Consider the following 21,165-nt stretch of genomic DNA (forward strand, 5'->3'; position numbering starts at 1 on the left):
CTTACGATCCCTCAGAACGGACTTCTGAAGGCGAGGCGGCATGCTGTGGATCTGGGTCGCGGCGCAGGTCGCCGCAGTGGCCGCCATCGTCGCAGTGTCCGTGCACCGCAGGCGCCGCACGAGCGGACTGCCGCGACGCCCCCGCCCCGAGCCGCTCGGCCCCGAAGACGCCCGGGTGACCTTTCCGCGGGACGGCGAGACCCGCGAACTCCGCGCGCTTCACAAGGCCGGCGGCTACTACCTCATCGTGGACTTCCCGGACCGGGCGACCGCACTGCGGTACCTGCGCGGGTGCGAAGTGCGCCGAGAGCTCGTGTACGTCATCGCCGAGAACCCGGAGGGCAATCTCGGCAAGGACCTCATCATGATCTTCGAGGAGACCGACGGGTCCTTCGTCGAACTCGCCGAACGCAGCGACGGGTCCCGGTCGACGATGCGGGACTGCGGCCGGTGCGGGTACCAGGTGCTGCCGGTCCACGCCCGCACCGCGGGGATCGCGGAGGTCTCCTACGGCAGCAGCGTGCGGCGGTACTACGCACTCGACGGCCTTCAAATGGGAGGCCACGGGTTCCGGTGCGGCTCTTGCAAGACCTTGACCTGCGCCTGGTGCCTCCTCGCGAGCGGTCCGACGAAGCTCGCGGACAGTTCGCTCGTGCTGCGATGCCTGCACTGCCGATCCGAGCTCGAAGCGGATCCCTTCTAGACGATCGGTCCCGGGTTCGACGCCTCCCCGACCGGCCTCCCGGTGACCTTGCCGCCGGGAACGCCCGCCTGTCAGCCCTCCCTCCCAGCAGGACAGCGGCACGAACAGGGCGGCGACAGCACGCGCGGCGAACCTATTCGACATGAGCGACAAGCCCACGCCCACCGCCACTGCGGAAGCCCCCGAAACCAACGGATTCGTCGCGAAGCTCCTCGCCGACCGCCACTCGATCCCCCTGTCCATCGCCCTCCACCTCGCCCCCGGCGCGCTGATCGTCGCCGTCTACGCACTCGCCGCCGCACCGCTCACTCGAGCGATGGGCGTCCCGATCTTCGCGGCCTGGGCGATCGCCCTCGCAGTCGTGCTCTTCCCGCTCATGTTCGGCCTCATGTGGCTCGGCAAGCAGCGCACCGGCGGCTACAACCTGCGCAGCGTGCTCGGCTACATGGGGAAGCCGTACCCCCGAGGCAGGATCACCTGGATCGGCATCGGCTTCATGCTGTACATGACCGTCGTCTCGCAAGCGCTGCTGCCGCTGGACGGCATCGTCTACGACACCTTCTTCACCTGGGTCCAGTTCGAGGGCTCCGGCAGCGCTGCCACCACCTATCTGGACGGCTACTCCAAGTCCACGGTCCTCGTCACGATCGCGATCTGCGGCCCCTTCACCGGGTTCATCCTGCCGCTCATCGAGGAGTACTACTTCCGCGGCCTGCTCCTGCCCCGCCTCCCGCAGCTCGGCCGCTGGGCCCCGCTGTTCAACACGACCCTGTTCTCGGTCTACCACTTCTGGGCGCCCTGGACGGTCCTGTCGAAGCTCGTGTTCCTGCTCCCGGGCGTCTGGTTCGTCTGGGACAAGCGGGACATCCGCGCCTCGATCTGGATGCACCCCGGCTCGGCCCTCCTCGCCACGGTCGTCGGCATCACCGCTTACTCCCTCGGCCTCATGTAGTCCCGCACGGACTCGGGAAGGGCCCCTCGCAGTGCGGGGCCTTCCCGCGTCCACCCGCTCAGTAACCGACGGTGAAGCGGCGCTTGACATGCCGCGCGGTCTCGGCCTCGTCGACGGCCGCCATGGCCAGGTCTTCAAGACTGATGTCGCTCGTGCCGTCGGCGCGGACCAGCAGCTGGTCGCCGCCGATCCGGAACAGGCCGGTCCGCTCGCCGGACTCGATGCGCCCCGCGGACGGGCTGATGTAGGTCCAGTTCCGGTTCGACGTGCGGTACAGGTTCAGCGCCTCGGCACCGGCCCTGACGGGAATGACGTACTCGACGGGCACGCCGAGCGCTTCGGGCAGGCCCTCGGCGAAGCCCTCCGTGTCGACCACGGTCAGCCCCGGCCGCACTTCGAGGCTCCCGGCCCCGCCCATGACGATGAGCCTGATATCAGGGTGGGAGGCGAGCGCTTCGATCATCGCCCTTGCGGCCCTGGGGAACACGTCGGCGTTCGCGATGGTCTCCGCGACGCCGCGACCGGCGTTGATCGCGCTCACGACCACATCGAGCCCGCCGATGCTCGCGGCGATGCTCGCCGGGTCGAGCGCATCCGCGACCTGCCAGGCCACTCCGTCCGCAACCGGGCCGAACCGGTCCGGGTCGCGGGTGAACGCGGTGACCTCGTGGCCGCGTTCGACTGCTTCGGCGACGATCTGACCGCCGATGGCGCCGGTGGCGCCGAAGACTCCGATCCGCATGGCGGACCTCCGTTCTCGATGCAACGGCACTCAAATATTGAACGCCGTGTAGTTTTCATACGGAGCATAGTTTCTGCATGGGGTAGACTGTCAAGGTGACGAACACGACTCCCACTCGGCGCCAGCAACTCCGGCTCGACACCACCGCCGAGATCAAGCGGGTCGCGCTGGCGCTACTCGCCGAAGGCGGGCCGGACGCGATCTCGCTGCGCGCCATCGCCCGCGAGATGCGGATGACCGCCGGGGCGCTCTACAGCTACTACGGGACCCGCGACGAGCTGATCACCGCGCTGACCAGCGACATGTACACCTCGTTGGTGGACAAGACGGAAGCGGCGCGCGACGCGCATCCGGCGGAGGCGCCGGCCGCCCGGCTGCTGGCCTGGGGCGAGGCGTTCCGATCGTGGGCCGTCGCGAATCCCGCCGGGTTCCGGCTCGTCTACGGCGATCCCGTGCGCGGCTACAAGGTGCCCGAAGTCGGCGCCGCCCCCGAGGCGGCGTCACGGGCCTGCGCCGGACTCACCGGACTCGTCGCGGCGGCCTGGCCGCTGCAAGACCAAGGGCCGCAAGAGGAATACACCTGGGACGACTTCGATCCGGGGCTCGCCGATCTCATCAAGACGAAGTTCCCGGACCTCCCGCCCGGCGCGGTCGCGCTCGCGCTGCGCGTGTGGGGCCGGATGCACGGCCTGGTCGCGCTGGAGGTCTACGGGCACCTGGGTTCGCAGGCGAAGGACCCTGCGAGGCTCTACCGGGCCGAACTGCGCGACCTGGCCCGGTCACTCGGCCTGAAGGACTAGGTCGCGTTGAAGAATGCGGGGTGCTAGCGCGGCAGCTCCGCCCAGTACCGGTGCAGCCGTTCGGCAAGCTCGCGGGGCCGGGCGAGGGCGATCATGTGGCCGCCGTCGATCTCGTCGGGAGTGATGCCGAGGCGGTCGCGGACCATCCCGCGCATGAACTCGGGCGGGAAGAACCGGTCGTCGCGGCAGAGCAGGAACCGGGTCGGCACGTCGGGCCAGGCCTTGAGCGGCGACGGCTCGCCGTCGCGCTCCCCCGTCTGCTCGCGGCCGCGCGCGTTGCACTCCTCGGCCAGCTCGGCCGGAACGCCGTTGTAGAACGCATCGGCCTCCGGGTCGCCCGGCTCCAGGCCGCTGAAACCGGTCGCATCCCACCAGTCGTTCGGTGCTTCACCCGGGAGAGGCACCATCGCGGTCACGAAGACCAGCAGCTCGGTCTCGATGCGGGAGCACACGATCGGGGCCACGAGCCCGCCCCACGAATGCGCGACCACGACCAGGTTCGGTCGGTCCCCGCAGGCTTCCACGACCGCGTCGGCGTACTCGGAGACGCCGGTCGACTTGTCCTCAATGGGCAGATCGACGGCGATCACCTCGTGCCCGAGTTCGCGCAGCACCGGCGAGACGAGGTGCCAGTCCCAACCGCTGCTCCCGCCGCCGTGGATCAGCACGAAGGTCGCGCTCTCGTTGTCAGCCATGGTCGGGCTCCTCCGTGATCGGTGGCTTTCGTTGCGGCCGCTCGGTACTCACCACGAGTATGACGGCGGCGATGACGATCGCCCCGCCCGCGATGATCGGCGCCGTCACCGCCTCGGACAAGATCAGCCAGCCGAGGAACACCGCCACCAGCGGGTTCACATACGCGTAGGTTGCGACGAGCGAGATGTTCGCCGCCTGCAGCAGCCACACGTAGGCCGAGAACGCCACCACTGATCCGAACACTACAAGGTAGACCCAAGCGGCCCAGGACTTCGCCGAATACTCGGCCGGCGTGAACGGCTCGCCGCTGCCGAGCCCCACGGCGAAGAGCAGCGCCCCGCCGATCGCCATCTCGTAGACGGCCGCCACGAACGCGTCGCGCGGCATTTCAAGGCGGGGCTGCAGCCACGACCCGAACGCCCATGACGCCGACGAGAACACCACCAGCGCGAGTGCCCAGAACGGGAAGTCGCCGCCGATGCCGTTGGTGGCGAGCAGCAGGGCGAGCCCGGCGAAGCCCATGAGCACGCCGAGGACGGTGGCCCGCTTGGGCCGCTCGCCGGCGAAGAGGCGGTACATCAGCACGAACAGCGGCACGGCCGCGATGAGCAGCGCGACCAGGCCCGAAGGCGCGCCGCCGTTCTCAGCGACCGTGACCATGCCCTGCCCGAGGACGGGCAGCAGCAGGCCGATCAGCGCGCACGAGAGCACTTCGGCTCGGGTCAGCGCCAGTCGCCGCAAGCCGCCGCGAGCCATCAGGATTACCGCGAGAACGATTGCCGCGCAGAGGAATCGGGCGCCAGCCGCGATCATGGGCGGCATGTCTTCGACCATGATCCGAATGCCGAGGTAGGTCGAACCCCACACGACGTAGACGATCGCCAGCGCGACCACGACGAGGACCGGCCGTGACGGCATGACGCGCCGCGACCTCCCACCAGAACCCGGCTCGACTTGCGTTGCTGCGGTCATGTCAACACGGTAGGCGTCGCCGGGCCGAATGGAAAGCGGGTAAGTCGCGCCGCCGCCGCCGACGGCTGACTGCTGACTGCTGACTGCTGACTGCTCGCCGCTCGACGCTCGACGGCGATGCCGACGCACAGGTGCCGCCGTGTTCCCAGCGAGGTTGGTTCTGGGTCGGGGTTCAGGCGGTCAGCGACGAAGAGGCGGTGACGGGGCGGGGCCGGGAGGCGGCGGTCGGCTCGGTTGGGGTTGGGGCGCAGTCGGTCGGGGTGCGCGGCGGGCGCGGGACGTGAAGGTTTTCGCATCGTGTGGGTGATGACGGTGGGGGGGCGTATTGAGGATGATTGAGATACGTACAGGGACAGGGAATTCGTACAGGTGTCGAGTAGGTGTAAGCAGACTACGACAAGCCTCTGGCTGAATCGACAAACCGACTTGTTTCGAGGCACTCAGCCCCCACCGGGGGTTCCAGACCTCATCCCCGTGCTATCGCCCGCAGCTGTCCGCGCCCCCGATGGGCCGTGACTGGGTGGACGATTTCCTAGTTGGGATCACCCCAACCAGAAGGCAGTGCCGCACACGGTGGCATATGCGACCAGAGCAAGACCCGCCAGCGTGACCGGCGATGCCATGCCGAGCAATGAGAGGACTCGGTTCCGCAGCACCATCACGTCCATGGCGAGCACCACCCCCATCGAAGGCCGCCATGCGCGGATGAGGCCATGCCTCCACGACGGGACCCCAAGGCACGGCAAGGTGCTCATCGGGAGGCAAGACCAGCACACGGCAGCCCGCCGGGAGACCACCGGGAAGCCACACGAGTCCGGCAGACGCATAGGGACGACATCGCCTCCGGACGCGATCGATTGGGACGCAGCATGTTCAGAAGCCGAAATGCAGAACGCCCCCGACTCCGGGACGGGAGTCGAGGGCGACGTGTTACGGCGGCCCGACAGGGCTCAGTTGCGGTCGGCGACGCGCAGGAGGCCGGTGAAGTCCGAGGCGCTCAGGTCGAAGACGGGAGAATCGTGTCCGAGCTTCGAGTCCCGGACCTGGAAGCCGGAGTCCGTGTTTCTGGCCTCGACGCAGTCAGCCTGTGCAGAGTTGCTGCTCCAGGAGCTCTTCCGCCAGGTCTGGCGGCACTCAACGCAGTTGGTCTGACCGGAGTCGCTGCTCCGGGTGCTCTTCCGCCAGCTGGTGTACTCCACCATCGAGGAACCTTCCAATACCTTGCGAGTTCGATCGCAGGAACCTGCGGGCTTGATCATACAAGTCGAGTTTGTTCTCATCGACCACGTGGCGGCTCTGATCCAGGTTGTCGACGTAAACGAAGCTAGGCCCCGCGTATGTCTGCTCATCGGATTCAAACGCTTCGAATGCGTAATTTGCAAAGTGTGGGGGTCGAACGACCCTAACCTCGCCCCCAGGAAGCGAGTCGACCCACCTGAGTCGCTCGATCTGCGCCACCCGCTCTTCAGGGTCGAGCATGCCGAGGTCAGCGATCGCACTGGCGGGAATGTAGAACTCCACCCTTGGGCGACTGCTGTCACTGAAACGACCGAAGAACCTCGTCGCGCGTCGCGCCTTCCGCTTCCAGGTCTTGATCTTGTTCGCAGGGTCCTCCATAGGTCCAGCCAGAACCTTCATGTGGTACGGCTCTGTCTGCAACACAGCTGAAAGCAGGAGCGGATTCCACTTGACATGAACTGGGTATGTTCGCTCGCCGCTCTCCACGATGTAGAGGTTGCGCTCATCGAGATCCGAGATCAGTTCCGAGTTCTTGAGGAGCTGGTCACTGACATGCAGGATGAACCTCTTGCGGTCTGGTTCGACCTCCGCCTGGTCGCACAGAAGTGACAGGTTCCCCTTGTCGGGGATGCGGCTCCCGTCGAGCCAGGCTCGGATCGTGGTGGAGCTCTTGCTCATCACCCTTGCGAACTTGTTCGGCGTCCAGCCCGCGTCCTGCGAAATGGTGTTGACCTCGGCGGTCAAGTAGGCCCGAGCGAACTTCTGGTACAAGACCGTGCCTGCCATTCCGTGCTCCCTGCGCTGCGCGAATAACGGTTTGTAGCGATGATCGCACGAACCTCCTCAACCGCATTCATCACGACTCGGCTCAATTTCGGTGCACCGTAACGGAGCCTTCATGACAGTGCACCGAAAATGGATACCCATCATGGAACTACGCTTCGGAGCACCGGAACTTCGTGGGAGACATATCGACTGACCAGGCAAAATATCTCCTAAGGTAGTTTCATCGCGGGTCACCTCCCGGCTCGCGAGCGGTGGGAATGCCGGGGAGTCGCTGCCTCGCAATGCACTTGTCGAGCTCTTCGTGGACTCCTCGGCACTCCTACTGTCGGCTATCTGACACTCTCTCCATTGGAGGTCGCGATGTACAACCGAGCCGCGAAGCCGAAGCCCGACAATCACCAATCCGTCTCGGACCCGTTGGAGCGGGGGCAGTTCAGCGATGGCAGCCGCATCTTCGTCGTCCGCGCCTCCGGTGCCGAAGCACCCGACTCATTCCAGGTGCACACCAAGGGAAACCCGTCCGATGTCATCCTGATCGTCTCGGGCCTGACCTCCGGGAACCTCCATGCGACCTGGAGCGAGGAGTGGCGCACCTCCACACCCGAGTGGCGCGAGTGGGCGAGGAACAACGCGTTCAAGGCCTTCCACACCGTCAGCCCGGCCGACCCGTCCAACCCGTCCAGTCCCGTCGTCCCCGGAAACGTCCGGTTCTGCCGTGGTTGAGACGACCTTCGACGATCCAGCCGAACCCGAGGGCGAACACTGCCTCGGCAAGTTCCGGCGGCACCCGGCCGAGTTCTCCGTCATTTTCGTCTCGACGCCGCTCGGCACGCCCAACGTCTACCGCGTCGACTGCGACGACGGCGTCGGCCCGCACGAGGTCTGCCGCTTCGGCGACGACCGCGACGAACCCGTGATCTGGCGCGGCGCGTGGCAAGGCGACGAGTGGTGCCTGTGGATTCTTGAAAATGCCCGCGAGTTGGTCACCAAACCCAGCCGCTTCGACTTCTAGACTTTCTTCCGAGGCCGGTCGGACAAGGTGGAGTCCGACCGGCCTCACCTCTGCCCGGCGTGCCCATCGTCCGAGACCTGACCGACATCCCCAGAGCCCAGCATCGAACGCTGTTCTTCCGTGGTCCCGAAGGGAACCTGATCGAGATCTACGCCGAGTTCTGAACGACGCGGCCGAACAATACTCCAGCGGTAAGGTCCGGTTTTCATGCGGCATGCGCCGGTTGCGGCGGGCGAGCAGGCGCGCGTGCCCGGCGTCTTCACCGACTAGGTCGATCCAGGCCCAGTCGTAGAGCCGCAGGCCCTTGGCGCCGTTCCCGGCCGATCGGGCCTGCCAGGCGACACCGGCCTGTTCGATCGCTTCAGCGGCGGTGGTCTTGCCCGCCTCGACCTGGACTGGGGCAGCGCAGGCGGCGGCCAGGACATAGGACAGTCTCCAGCGCTGGAGGCGTGATCTCAGGTGAGGGTTTGCGCCGTAGGTTTCCTCGCCAACCGCGCAGTCCGCGCTGATTCCTGCATCGAGCGTGGCCTCGATCATGTCGTCGGCGAGTTTGGGCTTGGTGGCGAAGCCGACCGCCAGCGGCCCACGTCTACACTCTCCTCAACGGCCTCGTGCTTTTCAGTTGCCTCACAACAACAATGATCACGTTGGCCGCGCTGCGCCCAGCACCAGCAACCCCGCAGCTCGCACCATGAACTCTCACTTGAGTACTAGCCATGCAGCCAAACCCGGAGTGGACCGACGGGTTCGAAGCCGTGGCGCACGGCGGCATCCAAGTCATCCCCATGTTCGTAGCCGACCACTGGCAGGGTTGGGAACAACCGGTGCACCGCATCCAGAACGACCGGCCAAGCCATGCCAGGGCCGCCGTCCAGTGCGAAGACGTTGGAGATGCCGACCACCTCATCGCTGCGGCTCGCAACCGCTCCGGCGACTACCCGGCCGTCGGGGGATAGTCCGGCGAGCACATACGCGGCCGGGTCCTCGAGCAGCTCCGGGCGGAAGAGATCGGCGTTGCCCTCCCCGTCGTCCCAGGCGATCGCCCAAGCGCGCAGGCTGTCCGGGTCGGCGGCCGCCTCCCAGGAGAGGGCGGTCGCGGTGGCGGGAGCACCAGCCGGTCGGTGGATCCACTGCGCCTCGAACAGCAGCTGGAAGCCGGCGGAGGTCAGGTCGAGGTCGGCGAAGCTGTCCTTGATGGAGGCACCGGTCGCGGCGGTGTCGATCCGGGCCACGATTGCGTCCGGGTCGGCGCCCGGCGCCAGTGTCACCGCATCCGGGTAGAAGAGCGGTGTGCGGGTCGGGGCGGCCCAGGCGAGTTCCCCGAATTCGCCTGCCAGACCGTGCGAGCGGCTCATTGCCGCGCACCACTCGGCGTTGTTGCGGGCGGCGGCTTGGGCCAGGAGGTGCTTCGGAGTCGTCACGATTGCGGAGCCTAGCCCGCGACCGCCCGCGTGGTCGAATGGATTCGCGCAGTTCGCGGGCGCCTCGGCCCGTGGCCGGATCGGGGCTGCGGTCCGGATAAGCCTGCCGGACTAAGGTTCCGGCATGAGCGCACAGGATTACCTCACTGATCTGTTCTCGTTGGAAGGGCGCGTCGCGCTGGTGACCGGGGGCAGTTCCGGGATCGGCAAGGCCATCGCCACGGCACTGGCGAAGGCGGGCGCGAAGGTCGTGGTCGTCGCACGGGGCCGGGAGGCGCTGGCCGCCACGGTTACCGGCCTCACCGGTCAGGGCTGCCAGGCGGCTTGGGTGAGCGCCGATCTGGGCAGCCGGGACGGTATCCGCGCCGGGGCCGAAGCGGCGGCCGAGGCGTTCGGGGAGCCGGACATCCTCGTCAGCTCAGCAGGGATCAACCTCCGCCCTCCGATGGGCGAGATCGACGAATCGGTCTGGGACACGACCATGACCGTGAACCTCGAATCGCCCTTCCTGCTCGGCCAGCGTTTCGGGCCGGGCATGGCCGAGCGCGGGTTCGGGCGGATCATCCACGTCACCTCGCAGCAGGCGCACCGGGCGTTCGTCCAGAGCGGCGCCTACGGGGTGTCCAAGGGCGCCTTGGAATCCCTCGCCAGGTCCCAGGCCGAGGCGTGGTCCCCGCACGGAGTCACCTGCAACACGCTGGTGCCGGGGTTCGTGATGACGCCGCTCAATGAGCGGCTCGCCTCCGACCCCGAGCAGGTGGCGGCGCTGGCCGCGCGCACGATGACCGGCCGCAACGGCTTGGCCGAGGACTTCGCGGGAGCGGCCGTGTTCCTCGCGAGCCGCGCCTCCGCGTATGTGACCGGCCAGTCGATCTTCGTCGACGGCGGGCTGTCCGTCCACTAGGTCCATTCGATGCCACCGGCTGCGGCGGCTGGCCCCTGGTCGCCGCAGGCCGGCGGAGGTAGTCTGTGCGGACCAGCTGTCACCTTGCGTCACCTTGCGGGCCTTGTGCTCCGAAAGGAACCCCTCAATGAGCCGGACCACTCTTACCGCCGCGTTCGTCAACGCGATGCTGCGGCCCGCTTTCAAGGGCCGGAAGCGGCCCCTCGAAACCTGGCAGCGGACGGTCGCGTCCGTCGAGAAGTCGACCGGATGGTCGACCGCCGGCGACGAGGACTTCGCCGCCGATCTGGGCTTCCACCTGCGGTGCCTCGCCGATGAGCGGCAGCTGACGCCGCTCGGCTGGCAGTCGGCGATCGAGGACGCCAAGGCGCGCTTGGAGAACCGGCTGCGGGTGCGGCAGCGGCTCATCGAGCATCCGGAGATCGCCGACGAGAAGATCGTCGCCCCGGTGTTCGTCGTGGGTTTGCCGCGTACGGCGACTACGTTGGCGCACAAGATCCTCGCGGCCTCCGACGCGCACCGCGGCCCGCTGATGTGGGAGATGATGCACACCGACCTCCCGCAGCACCGCGCCGAGGCGGACAAGACCATCAGGACCATCGAGAACGGCACGCGCATGATGGTGCGGTTCTCGCCGTCGTGGGAGGTCATCCACCCGATGCGGGTGCACTCGCCCGAGGAGTCGATGCTGATCCTGCCGCACGGCACCTATCACCTGATCCTGCGCGCGGCGATGCCCGAGTACCGGCGCTGGTTGAGCGAGCGGGACTGCACCGCCGACTACCTGTACCTGAAGCGGACGCTGCAGGTGCTGCAGCACGGGCGCGAGCCGAAGCGCTGGACGCTCAAGTACCCGGCGCACCTGAACGACCTCGACGTGATCAAGAAGGTCTTCCCGGACGCGACATTCGTTTGGACGCACCGCGATCCGACCACGGTCATGGGCTCGGTGTGCTCGCTGATGGAGACCTCGTGGTCGCTGTACCAGCGCCGCCCGGACCTCGAGGAGATCGGGCAGGTGGCGCTGACGCTGCTGGTCGAGTCGATCGAGCGGGGGCGGCAGTCGCGCCTCACGCTCCCGAGTGAGTCCATCGTGGATGTTCCGTACCACCGGCTCAGCTCGGACCCGGTGAACGAGGTTCCGAAGCTGTACAAGGCGATCGGCGCCGAGTGGACCCACAAGGACGCGGGGAACCTCGAAAACGTGCTGGCCCGTCCGCAGCGCGACCGCCGCCACGAGTACTCGCTCTCGCGCTACGGCCTGTCGATGCATGAGGTGGAGGACGCCTTCGGCGACTACACACGTCTGTGCGGCACCCTCAACTCCCGCTGACGTGCGCAAGGGCGGGCGTATCCATCGGATTCGCCCGCCCTTGCGATGCGGTCAGAGACCGGTCTGGTTCCGGAAGTCCTCCACGGACCCCTGAGCGCCGTCGACGCCTTCCTGCACTTGGCCCTGCGCGTTCTCCACGCCTTCCTGGGCCTGCCCCTGGAGGTCTTCGGCGGCTCCGCCCACCTGCTCGCCGAGCTGGTCGACCGGCGCGTCGGTGACGCCGCCGATCATCTCCTCGGCCTTGCCCTTGGCGTCTTCGACGGCCCCCGAGAACATGTCCTTCAGCTCGTTGAACTTGTCCGCAAAACCCATGGTGTACCCCCTTGTTCGCGTTCGCGTTCGCGTTGGCATGTCCAACTATAGGGGTTTGCGCCGAAAAGACGAAATCCTCCGACACGAAACGTCACGGCCCGCTCCCGAAGCGGAAGCGGGCCGGTTGAACGGTGTTCGGGTCAGCCCATGACCTGCTGTCCGCCGAAGGTCACCGCGAGAGTGCCGTCCTCGGCGAAGCTCCAGTCGAGCGCACCGGCGTAGTCGGCGCAGCGGGAGCCGTTCGAGCCCTCCCAGAACTGATTCGAGCCGTCGTCGGAGCCGACGATGCGGTCCGCGTCGCCGGAGTCGCAGGACGTGTTGCCGCTGAACGCGTGCGAGCCCTCGTCGAAGTTGAAGTTGCGCTCGGCGTTGCCGACGCTCACGTTGTCCGACACCGTGATCGAGCCGGGATTCGAGTTGTAGGTGAACCCGTGCTTGCCGTTGTCGTAGGCGATGCTGCCGGTCACGATGTGGTCGACGCCGATGTCCTCGCCGCCGAGCTTGTAGCCGTTGCGGTCTCCCGCGCCGGCCTGCGAGCCGTCAGAGAGGGTGCCGTTCTCGTAGGCGAGCGAGTGTTCGATCGTCACCGCGCCGATGGGGCCGGTGTCGCCCTTGGTGTAGAGGTCGTAGCCGTCGTCGATGTTGTTGTGGGACACCGTGTAGCGGAACACGTTGCCCGGACCGACGGTGAGCTTCGGAGCGAATCCGTCGGCGTCCTCGCCGTCGGAGTCCACATTGTCGTGGGACTCGACGCTGACGATGAGGTTGTTCGCGGGCCACTCTGCTTCAGGGGCCCCAGCTGTGTACCGGGAGAGCTGGAGACCCGAGTCGGCGTTGTGGCGCGTGACGACGCGCTCGATGACGTTGTCGCTGCCGCCGACGAGGATGCCGTTGTCGCCGGCGTGCTCGACGATGACGCCCTGCACGTGCCACCAGTCGCCGCCGATGGCCAGGCCGCGGTTGGCGGGGTCCTCGGCCTGCGCCGAGAAGTCCATGACGGGGGTCTCGCCGGGGTAGGCGAAGAGCTCGGTGCGGTCGCCTTCGGTGCCGTCGTTGCCGGGTTCGATGGCAACCGTTTCCGAAAGTTCGTAGGTACCGCCGCGCATGTAGATCGTGCCGCCCGGCTCGACCATGCCGATGGCCGCCGCGACGGTGGTCGGGTCCTCCTCGGTCCCGGCCGCGCCCTCGGCGCCGTCCGGGGCGGCGAAGATCGCGCCGTCCTGCTGCGGCACTTCGACCGGGCCCGCGTTCGCGGTGGTCATGGCGGCCATGGTGGTCGCCGCGGCCACGAGGCCGCTCACGCCGACCACGACCGCGGTCTTGGTTCGTGTTCTGGACATGTGGAGTCGCTCCTTCAAGGGCGTCGCTCTGAGCGGGACGCGCTCGTTCGGGCGCGGCCCGCGTTCGTCGTCGCGTCGCTACGCTGCGTGGAAATGCGAATAAAACGCGATTTGTCCACCGAGCCTAGGCAAGGGGTTGCCACATGTCAATATGTCAATGCGAACGAATGCCGCGAATCAGTCGCCGTCGAGGTCGGTGCGCTGGCGCACCACACGGAGTTCGTCGCCGTCCCAGGCCATCTCGTAGAGCTTGCCGCGCGCACCGGTGAAGGGGCGGTGGAGGACGAGCATGAGTTCGCCCTCGAAGGTCGTGAAGAGCATCCCGTGGCCCGAGTCGCCGCGGACCAGCGGTTCCCGCTGCTCCCAAGGGCCTTCGAGGCGGCCCGAGCGCGACACGGCCCAGGTCTGGACGTAGTCGCCGTCCACGCCGCCCGCGGTGATCCGGTTCTTCTCGTAGGTCGACCACAGGCAGACGAGCGCGCCGCCGGGGGCGCGGACCAGCTGCGGACCGTCGGTGACGTACGGCGCGAGCTGATGCGGCACCCCGGCCGGGATGTCGCGGGTGAGCCAGGGGGCGTCGGAGCCCTTGAACAGCATCACCGCGGCGCCCGCCACTGCGTCCAGCTCGTCCGTCAGCGGGAACGCCTCGATGGTGCCGTCGATGCGCTGGAGCCATTCGTTGGCGTACACCATCCACGGGCGGCCGTCGCCGTCGGCGAAGAGCGTCCCGTCGAGGGTCATCAGCTCGGCGGGCAGGATCGGCGCTTCGGGCTTGAGCATCCGGAACGGGCCGGTGAGCGAGTCCGCGACCGCGACGATCGTGGAGCGGCGGTAGTTCGGGACCGGGAACGGCGTGCCGAACTCCCCCGGTTCCGGTACGGGCAGTGCGGCATCGGTGTCGTGGAGGGTCGTGAACAGGTACCAGCGGCCGTTCCAGCGGTGCACCTCCGGAGCCCACGCGCCGTGCACCGCCCAGGGCGAGTCCTCCTCGGCCACGCGGAAGACCGGGACGGGCTCGGCCCAATCGAGCAGGTTCGGGGACCGGTAGCACATCGTGCCGACTCCGGCGCCGGAGAGGGCCCCGGTCGCTCCCGAGGTGAATCCCTGGTTGGCGGTGTAGAGGTGGTACAGGCCGGACTCGGCGTCGGCGACCACGTAGGGATCGTGCAGCGGCATCTCGGGCAGGCGCAGCGGGAAGGCGGACGGCATCGGCTCGCTCATGCCGAAAACGCTATCAGGGTGCTCGATATGCACTGGACACGCCGGCCGCTGAGGTCGTACAGTGCGGCGACAAACGCAGGCGAACGAGCTTTGGAGATGATTTTTTTGAAGGTCCAGGCGTATGCGGTCGGCACCGGTCGACCGCTCTTCGACACCGTCAATGAATCATCGAAAGCAAAGGACCACACGAGTGGATCTTCCACAATCGTTCGTCATCTCCGAGAGCAACGACCGCATCCACAACCCGCTCGATAGCCGCAAGCTGGCCGACCTCGGGGAGGCGCTGCGCCTCGCACCCGGATCCACGATGCTCGACCTCGCGAGCGGATCGGGCGAGATGCTCTGCACCTGGGCGCGCGACCACGACGTCAGCGGCACGGGTGTCGACATCAGCACCGCGTTCCTCGCCAAGGCCGAGGCCCGGGCCGAGGAGCTCGGCGTCGCCGAGCGGATCGAATTCGTCCACGGGGACGCCTCCGGTTACGTCGCGAGCGAACCCGTCGACGTCGCCGCGTGCATCGGCGCGACCTGGATCGGCGGCGGCACCGCCGGCACGGTCGAACTGCTCGAGCGCAGCCTGCGCCCGGGCGGGCTGATGCTCATCGGCGAGTGCTATTGGCGGCTCGACCCGCCCGACGAAGCGACCGTCAAGGGCTGCTACGCCGAGAGCAGGGACTCGCTCCTCTCGCTCCCGGAACTCATCGACCACTTCGGCTCACTCGGGTACGACGTCGTCGAGATGGTCCTCGCCGACCAGGACAGTTGGGACCGCTACGCGGCCCCGCACTGGCTCAACATCCGGCTCTGGCTCGACGCCAACCCCGGACACGAGCTGGCCGATGAGATGCGGCGCAAACTCGATGTCGACCGCATCAATCACGTTCGCTACCAGCGCGACTACCTCGGCTGGGGCGTCTTCGCCCTCATGAGGCGCTAAGCGCGAGACGCGGGCTCGGCAATGCTTGCCGGGCCCGCGTTGCGCCGCGATCGATGCGGAAGGTCCCCGCCGGATACGATCGGGCCAAACGCAACACCCTGCGACCAGAAGGCCACGATGCCTACCATCGATCTCACCCTCGGAACCGTCTCCTATGAGGACACCGGTTCCGGCCCCGCGGTCCTGCTCCTCCACGGCCTCGTGCAGTCCGCCAGCGTCTGGCACGAGGTCGCCGCCGACCTGGCCGCCGACCACCGCGTCATCACCCCGACCCTCCCCTACGGCAGCCACACAGTGCCGCTGCGGCCCGACGCCGACCTCACCCCGCGCAGCACCGCGCTCCTCATCGGCGAGTTCGCCGACGCCCTCGGTCTGCCCGCCGACACCGTCTTCGTCGAGAACGACGCCGGGCGCCTCCAGCAGCTCGCCGCCGAACGCCCCGAACGCGTGGGCCGCATGGTCATCGCCGGGTGCGAGGCCTTCGACAACTACCCGCCCAAGGCGGGCGGGACGTTGATGAACGCCGCCGCGAAGATCCCCGGGGGCATCCGCGCCCTCGCCCTCGCGCTCACCCCGCGGCCGCTGCGCCGCATCCCCGGCACCGGCTTCGCCGTCATGACCGCCAAAGGCGTGCCGCACGAACTCACCGACGCATGGCTCACCCCGCTGCGCACCGACAGCGCCGTCCGCGCCGACCTCGTCAGATACCTCCGCGCCACCCGCCCCACCGAGATGCTCGAAGCCGCGGCGAAACTCGCCGAGTTCCCGAATCCCACCCTCGTCGTCTGGGGCAGGCAGGACAAGATGATGCCGCCCGAGCACGGCCGCCGCCTCGCCGCGCTCATCCCCGGAGCCGAACTCCTGGAACTGGACGACTGCGGGACCCTCATCCCCATCGACCAGCCGAAAGCCCTCGCCGAAGCCGTGCGGAAGTTCGCCGCCGCCTGACCACCGCACAGCGAAACGCCTCCCCCGCCGAGGCGGCGAGGGAGGCGCGGTCGTATTGCGGCTAACCGATATTCGCTTCGGCGAGCCAGTCCTTTGCGATGGTCTCGGCCGGCAGCTCCTCGTTCACACTGCGGGCGTTCATCGCGAGGAGGTCCTCCGCGGTCATCGCGGCGCTCACCGCGTTGATGATCTCGGCCGCCTCGTCGTTGACGTTGTCGCTCGCGAGCGGCACCACGTGCGAGGCGAGGAACAGGCCCTTCGTGTCCTCAAGCGACACCAGGTCGTTCGCGGTGATCGAAGGGTCGGCGGTGTAGATGATGGCGAGCTGGATGTCGCCGTCGTTGAGCGCCTGCACGGTGAGCGGGCCGCCGCCGTCCTCGATGGGCGTGAAGCCGACCTCGACGCCGTAGGTGTCACGCAGGCCCTGCGGGCCGTTGGGGCGGTTCTCGGCCTCCGAGTTGGCGCCCATGGTCATCGGCACCGTCACGTTCGCCAGGTCGTCCACTGTGGTGAGCGACCATTCGTCGGCGAACGCCTTCGTCACCGTGTAGGAGTCCTGGTCCGTGGCGGGCGACTGGTCGAGCACGCGCAGTCCCTCGGGGGTGGCCTCCTGGAGCGCGGCGTACACGTCGTCGCTCAGCCGCGCCTCGGTGTCCGGCACCCAGTACTGCAGCAGCGGGCCCGTGTACTCCGGGAAGAGGTCGATCGAGCCGCCCTCGATCTCCGGTAGGTAGGCCTCGCGCTGGCCGATGCGGAACTGGCGGTCCACAGTGAACCCGGCGTCCTCGAGGGACTGGGCGTAGACCTCGGCGATGATCTCGCTGGAGTAGTAGTCCTGCGAGCCGATCACGATGGTGTCGCCGTCCGAGTCGCCGCTGGAGAGCGGGTCGCCGGACGAGCAGGCCGTGGCGGTCAGGACGGCCGCGAGCGCGACCGCGCCCAGGGCCTTGGTGCGGGTGTTCATACGGGTTCCTTCTCTCGGGGACTGTCTGGTTTCGGCGCCGCGCTCTTGCCAGGGGCGGGCGCGGCGATGCGCTTGGCCGCCGTCCGCTGTGCGGCGGCGAGGAGGAGTTCGAGCAGGAGGGCCAGCGCGGCAACGAGGAGCGCCCCGGCGAGCATCTCGGCGTAGTCGCGGGATTTGAGGCCGGAGAACAGGTAGCGGCCGAGGCCGAAGTCGGCGGTGTAGGCGGCGAGGGTGGCGGTGGCGACGACTTGGAGGGTGGCGGCGCGGATGCCGCCGATGAGGACTGGTGCGGCGAGCGGGATCTCGACTTGGAGGACGACTTGGCGGGGGTTCATGCCGATGGCGCGGGCGGCGCCGGTGATGTCGGTGTCGACGTTCTGGACGCCCGCGTAGGCGCCGGCGAGGACGGAGGGGACGGCGAGCACGATGAGCGCGATGAAGGGTGCGTTGAGGCCGATGCCGAGGGCGAGGCCGAGGAGGGTGAGGAGGCCGAGGGTGGGGATGGCGCGGGCGGCTCCGGCGATGGCGCCGACGAGGCCGGCGCCTTTGCGGGTGTGTCCGATGAGGATGCCCGCGGGGAGGGCGAGGATCGCGGCGGCGGTGACGGCGGCGAAGGTGATCGCGAGGTGCTGGAGGACCCGGGCGGGCACGCCGCCGGGGCCGGTCCAGTGGGCGGGGTCGGTGAGCCAGGCGAGTGCGTCGAGGAAGAGGTTCATGTCGTCTCCTCTTGCGGGAGCGGGCGTTCGTGTCGGGTGGCGGTCCAGGGAGTGAGGGCGCGTCCGGCGGCGATGAGGAGGGCGTCGAAGAGCAGGGCGAGGGCCATGGTGGCGATGATGCCGGTGGCGACTTCGGCGGGGATGCCGCGCTGGAAGCCGTCGGTGAGGAGGGTGCCGAGGCTGGGGACGCCGATGAGGGCGCCGATGGTGACGAGGCTGACGGTGGAGACGGCGACGACGCGGACGCCCGCGAGGAGGACTGGGACGGCGAGGGGGAGGTCGATGCGCCAGAGGACGCTGCGGGGCGAGTGGCCCACGGCGACTGCGGCTTCGCGGACGCGGGGGTCGACGGAGCCGAAGGCGTCGGCGGCGGTGCGCACGAGGAGGGCGACGCCGTAGACGGTGAGGGCGATGATCATGGTGGCGGGCGAGCGGAGGGGGATGCCGAAGATCGCGGGGATGATGATGAGCAGGGGCAGGGCGGGGATGGCGTAGAGGAGGCTGGCCGCGCCGAGGAGGGTGCCGCCGATGCGGGGGCGCTGCTGGGCGAGGCGTCCGATGGGGACGGCTATGAGGACGCTCAGCAGGATGGCGGGGGCGCTGAGCAGCAGGTGGTCGCGGGCGAGTTCGACGACCTGCGGCCAGTTCAGGCTGAGCCAGTTCAAGGCGCGAGCACCCCCACGGGCCGGCCGGTGCCGTCGACGGCGATCGAGCGTCCATCCACTGTGGTGATGTGGATTTCGCGTTCGGCGCGGTCGGCGCCGACGAAGTCGCGGACGAAGTCGTCGGCGGGCGCGCCGAGGATCTCGGCGGGGGTGCCGCGCTGGGCGATGACGCCGCCTTCGCGCAGGACGACGACCTCGTCGCCGAGGAGGAAGGCCTCGTCGACGTCGTGGGTGACGAAGACGATGGTCTTGTGGAGGTCGGCTTGGAGGCGGAGGAGTTCCTCTTGGAGTTCGCGGCGCATGATCGGGTCGACGGCGCCGAAGGGCTCGTCCATGAGCAGGATGTTCGGGTCGGCGGCGAGGGCGCGGGCGACGCCGACGCGCTGCTGCTGGCCGCCGGAGAGCTGGCCGGGGTAGCGGCGGCCGAGCCTGGGGTCGAGGCCGACGCGTTCGAGGAGTTCGCTTGCGGCCGTGCGGGCTTGGCGTTTGGGGGTGCCGTTGAGAACGGGCACGGTGGCGATGTTGTCGAGGATGGAGCGGTGCGGAAGGAGGCCGCCGTGCTGGAGGACGTAGCCGATGGAGCGGCGCAGCGCCACGGGGTCTCGTTCGCGCACGTCCTCGCCGTCGATGAGGACGCGACCGGAGGTGGGTTCGACCATGCGGTTCACGGTGCGAAGCAGGGTGGACTTGCCGGAGCCGGAGGAGCCGACGAGCACCACGGTGCGGTGCGAGGGGACGACGAGTGAGAAGTCGGAGACGGCCGCGGCATGGCCCGGATAGGTCTTCGACACCGTTTCGAACTCGATCACAGCGGATTCCCGGGATGAGGTGGGCAAAGCGGTCACGTCCCAGTCTATACAACGAATCGAGGTATACGATAGGACCTGTGATCGAATTGATGATCCTGGGTTTTCTGGCGGAGGGTCCGCTGCACGGCTACGAGCTGCGCCGCAAAATGGCTCAGCTGCACGGATACGCCCGGACCTTCAGTGACGGCACGGTCTACCCGGCGATCAACCGGCTCGTCGCCTCCGGCGCGCTCGCGCGGGAGATGCACCCCGGGCACGGCGCGGCGCAGAAGGGCATCCTCAGGCTCACCGAGACCGGCCGGGAGCGGCTGCGGGGACTGCTGCGGGACGCGGACGGGTACGACATCACCGACACCGGCCGGTACTTCGTGGTGCTGGCGTTCCTGTCGCAGCTGCCCGACCCCGAGGAGCGGCGGGCGGTGCTGCGCCGCCGCCTCGACTTCCTCGACCAGCCCGCGAGCTTCTTCTATGACGGCGCGCATCCCCTGCGTGCCAAGGAGATCGAGGACCCGTACCGGCACGGGATGCTCGTGATCGCCAAGGCGACCAGCAGGGCCGAACGCGCTTGGCTGCGCGAGCAACTCGACATCTCGACCGAGAGGCACCGCCCATGACCATGCGAGCCGTCGTCCTCGACGCCCCCGGACCGGTCACCGACCTGCATATTCGCGAGCTGCCGGTGCCCGAACCGGCTGAGGGCTGGGTGCGTATCAAGGTGAAGGCGTTCGGGCTCAACCGGTCCGAGCTGCACACCCGGCTCGGCCTGGCCGAGGGCGTGACGTTCCCGCGGGTGCTCGGCATCGAGGCCGTCGGCGTGGTGGACGCCGACCCGAGCGGCACGTACGCCGCCGACCAGCAGGTCATGGCGATGATGGGCGGCATGGGCCGGGTCTTCGACGGCGGGTATGCCGAGTACACGTGCGTCCCGCGCAGTCAGATCGTGCCCTTCAAGTCCGAACTGGACTGGGCGGTGCTCGGCGCGGTCCCGGAGATGCTGCAGACCGCGAACGGGTCGCTCACGGTGGGCCTGGACGCGCAGCCGGGCCAGCGCCTCCTCATCCGCGGCGGCACCTCCTCGGTGGGGCTCGCGGCGGCGATCCTCGCCAAGCGCATCGGCATGACCGTGCTCGCCACGACCCGGAGCGAGGCGAAGGCGGAGGCGATGGCGCGCGCCGGCGTGGACCATGTGCTCGTCGACGACGGCGATGTGGCGGTGCAGGTGCGGCGGCTGTTCCCTGCGGGCGTGGACGCCGCGCTGGAGCTCGTGGGCACGCCGACCCTGCCGGACACGTTGCGCGCCACCAGGGTCCACGGCACGGTGTGCTTCACGGGGATGCTCTCGAACGAGTGGATCGTCAAGGACTTCTACCCGATCCACTACCTACCCGCCGGGGTGCGGCTCACCGCGTACTCCGGGGACGCGGCCGACCTCTCTCCTGAGGTGCTGCAGTCCTATCTGGATGATGTGGCGGCGGGGAGGGCGGCCGTGCCGCTCGACCGGGTCTTCGAGCTCGACCAGGTCCGAGAGGCTCACGCGTTCATGGAATCCGACGGAGCGAAAGGCAAGCTCGTCGTCGTCACGTGAGCGTCTTAGGACCAGCGGTGTAGCCGCTTCCACGCCGCTGGTCCGATGGCAGTGCGCCCCTTCACCCCTAATGTTGGCCGGGCCGCCGCAGGGCCGTGCCCACGGCCC

General features: G+C 68.4%; 23 protein-coding genes and 1 pseudogene. 11 read left to right on the forward strand and 13 right to left on the reverse strand.

The window, feature by feature from the left end; translation table 11 throughout:
* The first annotated feature begins 40 nt into the window (after positions 1–40).
* The gene (locus O1R50_RS05100; protein WP_270108810.1) at positions 41–703 is read left to right on the forward strand and encodes a hypothetical protein; all 663 of its coding nucleotides are present in this window, start codon (positions 41–43) and stop codon (positions 701–703) included.
* A 142-nt stretch (positions 704–845) separates the two neighbouring features.
* A complete protein-coding gene (locus O1R50_RS05105) occupies positions 846–1,655 on the forward strand; it encodes a CPBP family glutamic-type intramembrane protease (protein WP_270108811.1) in 810 nt (269 codons plus the stop codon).
* Positions 1,656–1,713: 58 nt separating this feature from the next.
* On the opposite strand, the gene O1R50_RS05110 is transcribed toward O1R50_RS05105, so the two are convergent.
* A complete protein-coding gene (locus tag O1R50_RS05110; RefSeq protein WP_270108813.1) occupies positions 1,714–2,397 on the reverse strand; it encodes an NAD(P)-dependent oxidoreductase in 684 nt (227 codons plus the stop codon).
* A gap of 95 nt (positions 2,398–2,492) precedes the next feature.
* Here O1R50_RS05110 and O1R50_RS05115 point away from each other — a divergent pair, with 95 nt between their 5' ends.
* Positions 2,493–3,197 (forward strand): TetR/AcrR family transcriptional regulator, encoded by a 705-nt coding sequence (locus tag O1R50_RS05115; protein ID WP_270108814.1) that lies wholly within the window; start codon positions 2,493–2,495, stop codon positions 3,195–3,197.
* 23 nt (positions 3,198–3,220) lie between these two features.
* Here O1R50_RS05115 and O1R50_RS05120 read toward each other — a convergent pair whose 3' ends face one another.
* From O1R50_RS05120 to O1R50_RS05135, 4 genes are all read right to left on the reverse strand, one after another.
* Positions 3,221–3,892, reverse strand: a complete 672-nt coding sequence (locus O1R50_RS05120; protein ID WP_270108816.1) for an alpha/beta fold hydrolase — start codon at positions 3,890–3,892, stop codon at positions 3,221–3,223.
* Positions 3,885–4,865, reverse strand: a complete 981-nt coding sequence (locus O1R50_RS05125; RefSeq protein ID WP_270108817.1) for an EamA family transporter — start codon at positions 4,863–4,865, stop codon at positions 3,885–3,887. Before O1R50_RS05125 ends, O1R50_RS05120 begins: the two co-directional genes overlap by 8 nt.
* Before the next feature lie 950 nt (positions 4,866–5,815).
* Positions 5,816–6,067 (reverse strand): DUF397 domain-containing protein, encoded by a 252-nt coding sequence (locus O1R50_RS05130; protein WP_270108818.1) that lies wholly within the window; start codon positions 6,065–6,067, stop codon positions 5,816–5,818.
* Positions 6,000–6,890 carry a Scr1 family TA system antitoxin-like transcriptional regulator gene (locus O1R50_RS05135; RefSeq protein WP_270108819.1) on the reverse strand — a complete coding sequence of 297 codons (891 nt, stop codon included), beginning with the start codon at positions 6,888–6,890 and terminating at the stop codon, positions 6,000–6,002. The genes O1R50_RS05130 and O1R50_RS05135 overlap by 68 nt, the downstream gene beginning before the upstream one ends.
* Positions 6,891–7,250: 360 nt before the next feature.
* On the opposite strand from O1R50_RS05135, the gene O1R50_RS05140 reads away from it, so the two are divergent.
* Positions 7,251–7,613 (forward strand): hypothetical protein, encoded by a 363-nt coding sequence (locus tag O1R50_RS05140; protein ID WP_270108820.1) that lies wholly within the window; start codon positions 7,251–7,253, stop codon positions 7,611–7,613.
* Positions 7,606–7,902, forward strand: coding sequence for a hypothetical protein (locus O1R50_RS05145; protein ID WP_270108821.1), 297 nt, complete (start codon positions 7,606–7,608; stop codon positions 7,900–7,902). The genes O1R50_RS05140 and O1R50_RS05145 overlap by 8 nt, the downstream gene beginning before the upstream one ends.
* A 710-nt stretch (positions 7,903–8,612) precedes the next feature.
* Here O1R50_RS05145 and O1R50_RS05150 read toward each other — a convergent pair.
* A complete protein-coding gene (locus tag O1R50_RS05150; RefSeq protein WP_270108822.1) occupies positions 8,613–9,323 on the reverse strand; it encodes a hypothetical protein in 711 nt (236 codons plus the stop codon).
* 124 nt (positions 9,324–9,447) lie between these two features.
* Here O1R50_RS05150 and O1R50_RS05155 point away from each other — a divergent pair, with 124 nt between their 5' ends.
* Together O1R50_RS05155 and O1R50_RS05160 are read left to right on the forward strand one after the other, a co-directional pair.
* Positions 9,448–10,227, forward strand: a complete 780-nt coding sequence (locus tag O1R50_RS05155) for an SDR family NAD(P)-dependent oxidoreductase (protein WP_270108823.1) — start codon at positions 9,448–9,450, stop codon at positions 10,225–10,227.
* 127 nt (positions 10,228–10,354) lie between these two features.
* Positions 10,355–11,560 (forward strand): sulfotransferase family protein, encoded by a 1,206-nt coding sequence (locus tag O1R50_RS05160; RefSeq protein ID WP_270108824.1) that lies wholly within the window; start codon positions 10,355–10,357, stop codon positions 11,558–11,560.
* 51 nt (positions 11,561–11,611) lie between these two features.
* Here the strand turns inward: O1R50_RS05160 and O1R50_RS05165 are convergent, their stop codons facing one another.
* The 3 genes and pseudogenes from O1R50_RS05165 to O1R50_RS05175 form a co-directional block, all read right to left on the reverse strand.
* Positions 11,612–11,872: a hypothetical protein gene (locus tag O1R50_RS05165; protein ID WP_270108825.1), complete on the reverse strand. Its 261-nt coding sequence runs from the start codon at positions 11,870–11,872 to the stop codon at positions 11,612–11,614.
* A 140-nt stretch (positions 11,873–12,012) separates the two neighbouring features.
* Positions 12,013–13,080: pseudogene (locus O1R50_RS05170) on the reverse strand (right-handed parallel beta-helix repeat-containing protein); the annotation flags it as partial.
* Between the two features lie 309 nt (positions 13,081–13,389).
* Positions 13,390–14,433 (reverse strand): glycoside hydrolase family 43 protein, encoded by a 1,044-nt coding sequence (locus O1R50_RS05175; RefSeq protein ID WP_270108827.1) that lies wholly within the window; start codon positions 14,431–14,433, stop codon positions 13,390–13,392.
* A gap of 190 nt (positions 14,434–14,623) precedes the next feature.
* Between O1R50_RS05175 and O1R50_RS05180 the strand changes: the two genes are divergently transcribed.
* Positions 14,624–15,370, forward strand: coding sequence for an SAM-dependent methyltransferase (locus tag O1R50_RS05180; RefSeq protein ID WP_270108828.1), 747 nt, complete (start codon positions 14,624–14,626; stop codon positions 15,368–15,370).
* A 117-nt stretch (positions 15,371–15,487) separates the two neighbouring features.
* Positions 15,488–16,318, forward strand: coding sequence for an alpha/beta fold hydrolase (locus O1R50_RS05185; protein WP_270108829.1), 831 nt, complete (start codon positions 15,488–15,490; stop codon positions 16,316–16,318).
* A gap of 61 nt (positions 16,319–16,379) precedes the next feature.
* Here O1R50_RS05185 and O1R50_RS05190 read toward each other — a convergent pair whose 3' ends face one another.
* Genes O1R50_RS05190 through O1R50_RS05205 form a run of 4 tightly spaced genes read right to left on the reverse strand, consistent with a single transcriptional unit; the run spans position 16,380 to position 19,472 of the window.
* On the reverse strand, positions 16,380–17,282 hold the full coding sequence (locus O1R50_RS05190; protein ID WP_270108830.1) for an ABC transporter substrate-binding protein: 903 nt from the start codon (positions 17,280–17,282) through the stop codon (positions 16,380–16,382).
* Complete coding sequence (locus tag O1R50_RS05195) at positions 17,279–17,998, reverse strand: ABC transporter permease (RefSeq protein ID WP_270108831.1); 720 nt, start codon at positions 17,996–17,998, stop codon at positions 17,279–17,281. The genes O1R50_RS05190 and O1R50_RS05195 overlap by 4 nt, the downstream gene beginning before the upstream one ends.
* The gene (locus O1R50_RS05200; protein ID WP_270108832.1) at positions 17,995–18,663 is read right to left on the reverse strand and encodes an ABC transporter permease; all 669 of its coding nucleotides are present in this window, start codon (positions 18,661–18,663) and stop codon (positions 17,995–17,997) included. The genes O1R50_RS05195 and O1R50_RS05200 overlap by 4 nt, the downstream gene beginning before the upstream one ends.
* Positions 18,660–19,472 (reverse strand): ABC transporter ATP-binding protein, encoded by an 813-nt coding sequence (locus tag O1R50_RS05205; protein ID WP_270108833.1) that lies wholly within the window; start codon positions 19,470–19,472, stop codon positions 18,660–18,662. Before O1R50_RS05205 ends, O1R50_RS05200 begins: the two co-directional genes overlap by 4 nt.
* 77 nt (positions 19,473–19,549) lie before the next feature.
* Between O1R50_RS05205 and O1R50_RS05210 the strand changes: the two genes are divergently transcribed.
* Together O1R50_RS05210 and O1R50_RS05215 are read left to right on the forward strand one after the other, a co-directional pair.
* Positions 19,550–20,086 (forward strand): PadR family transcriptional regulator, encoded by a 537-nt coding sequence (locus O1R50_RS05210; protein ID WP_270108834.1) that lies wholly within the window; start codon positions 19,550–19,552, stop codon positions 20,084–20,086.
* 2 nt (positions 20,087–20,088) lie between these two features.
* A complete protein-coding gene (locus tag O1R50_RS05215) occupies positions 20,089–21,057 on the forward strand; it encodes a zinc-binding alcohol dehydrogenase family protein (RefSeq protein ID WP_408612610.1) in 969 nt (322 codons plus the stop codon).
* The last annotated feature ends 108 nt before the right edge of the window (positions 21,058–21,165 follow it).

It is taken from the genome of Glycomyces luteolus (assembly GCF_027622875.1).
Lineage (GTDB): Bacteria > Actinomycetota > Actinomycetes > Mycobacteriales > Micromonosporaceae > Glycomyces > Glycomyces luteolus.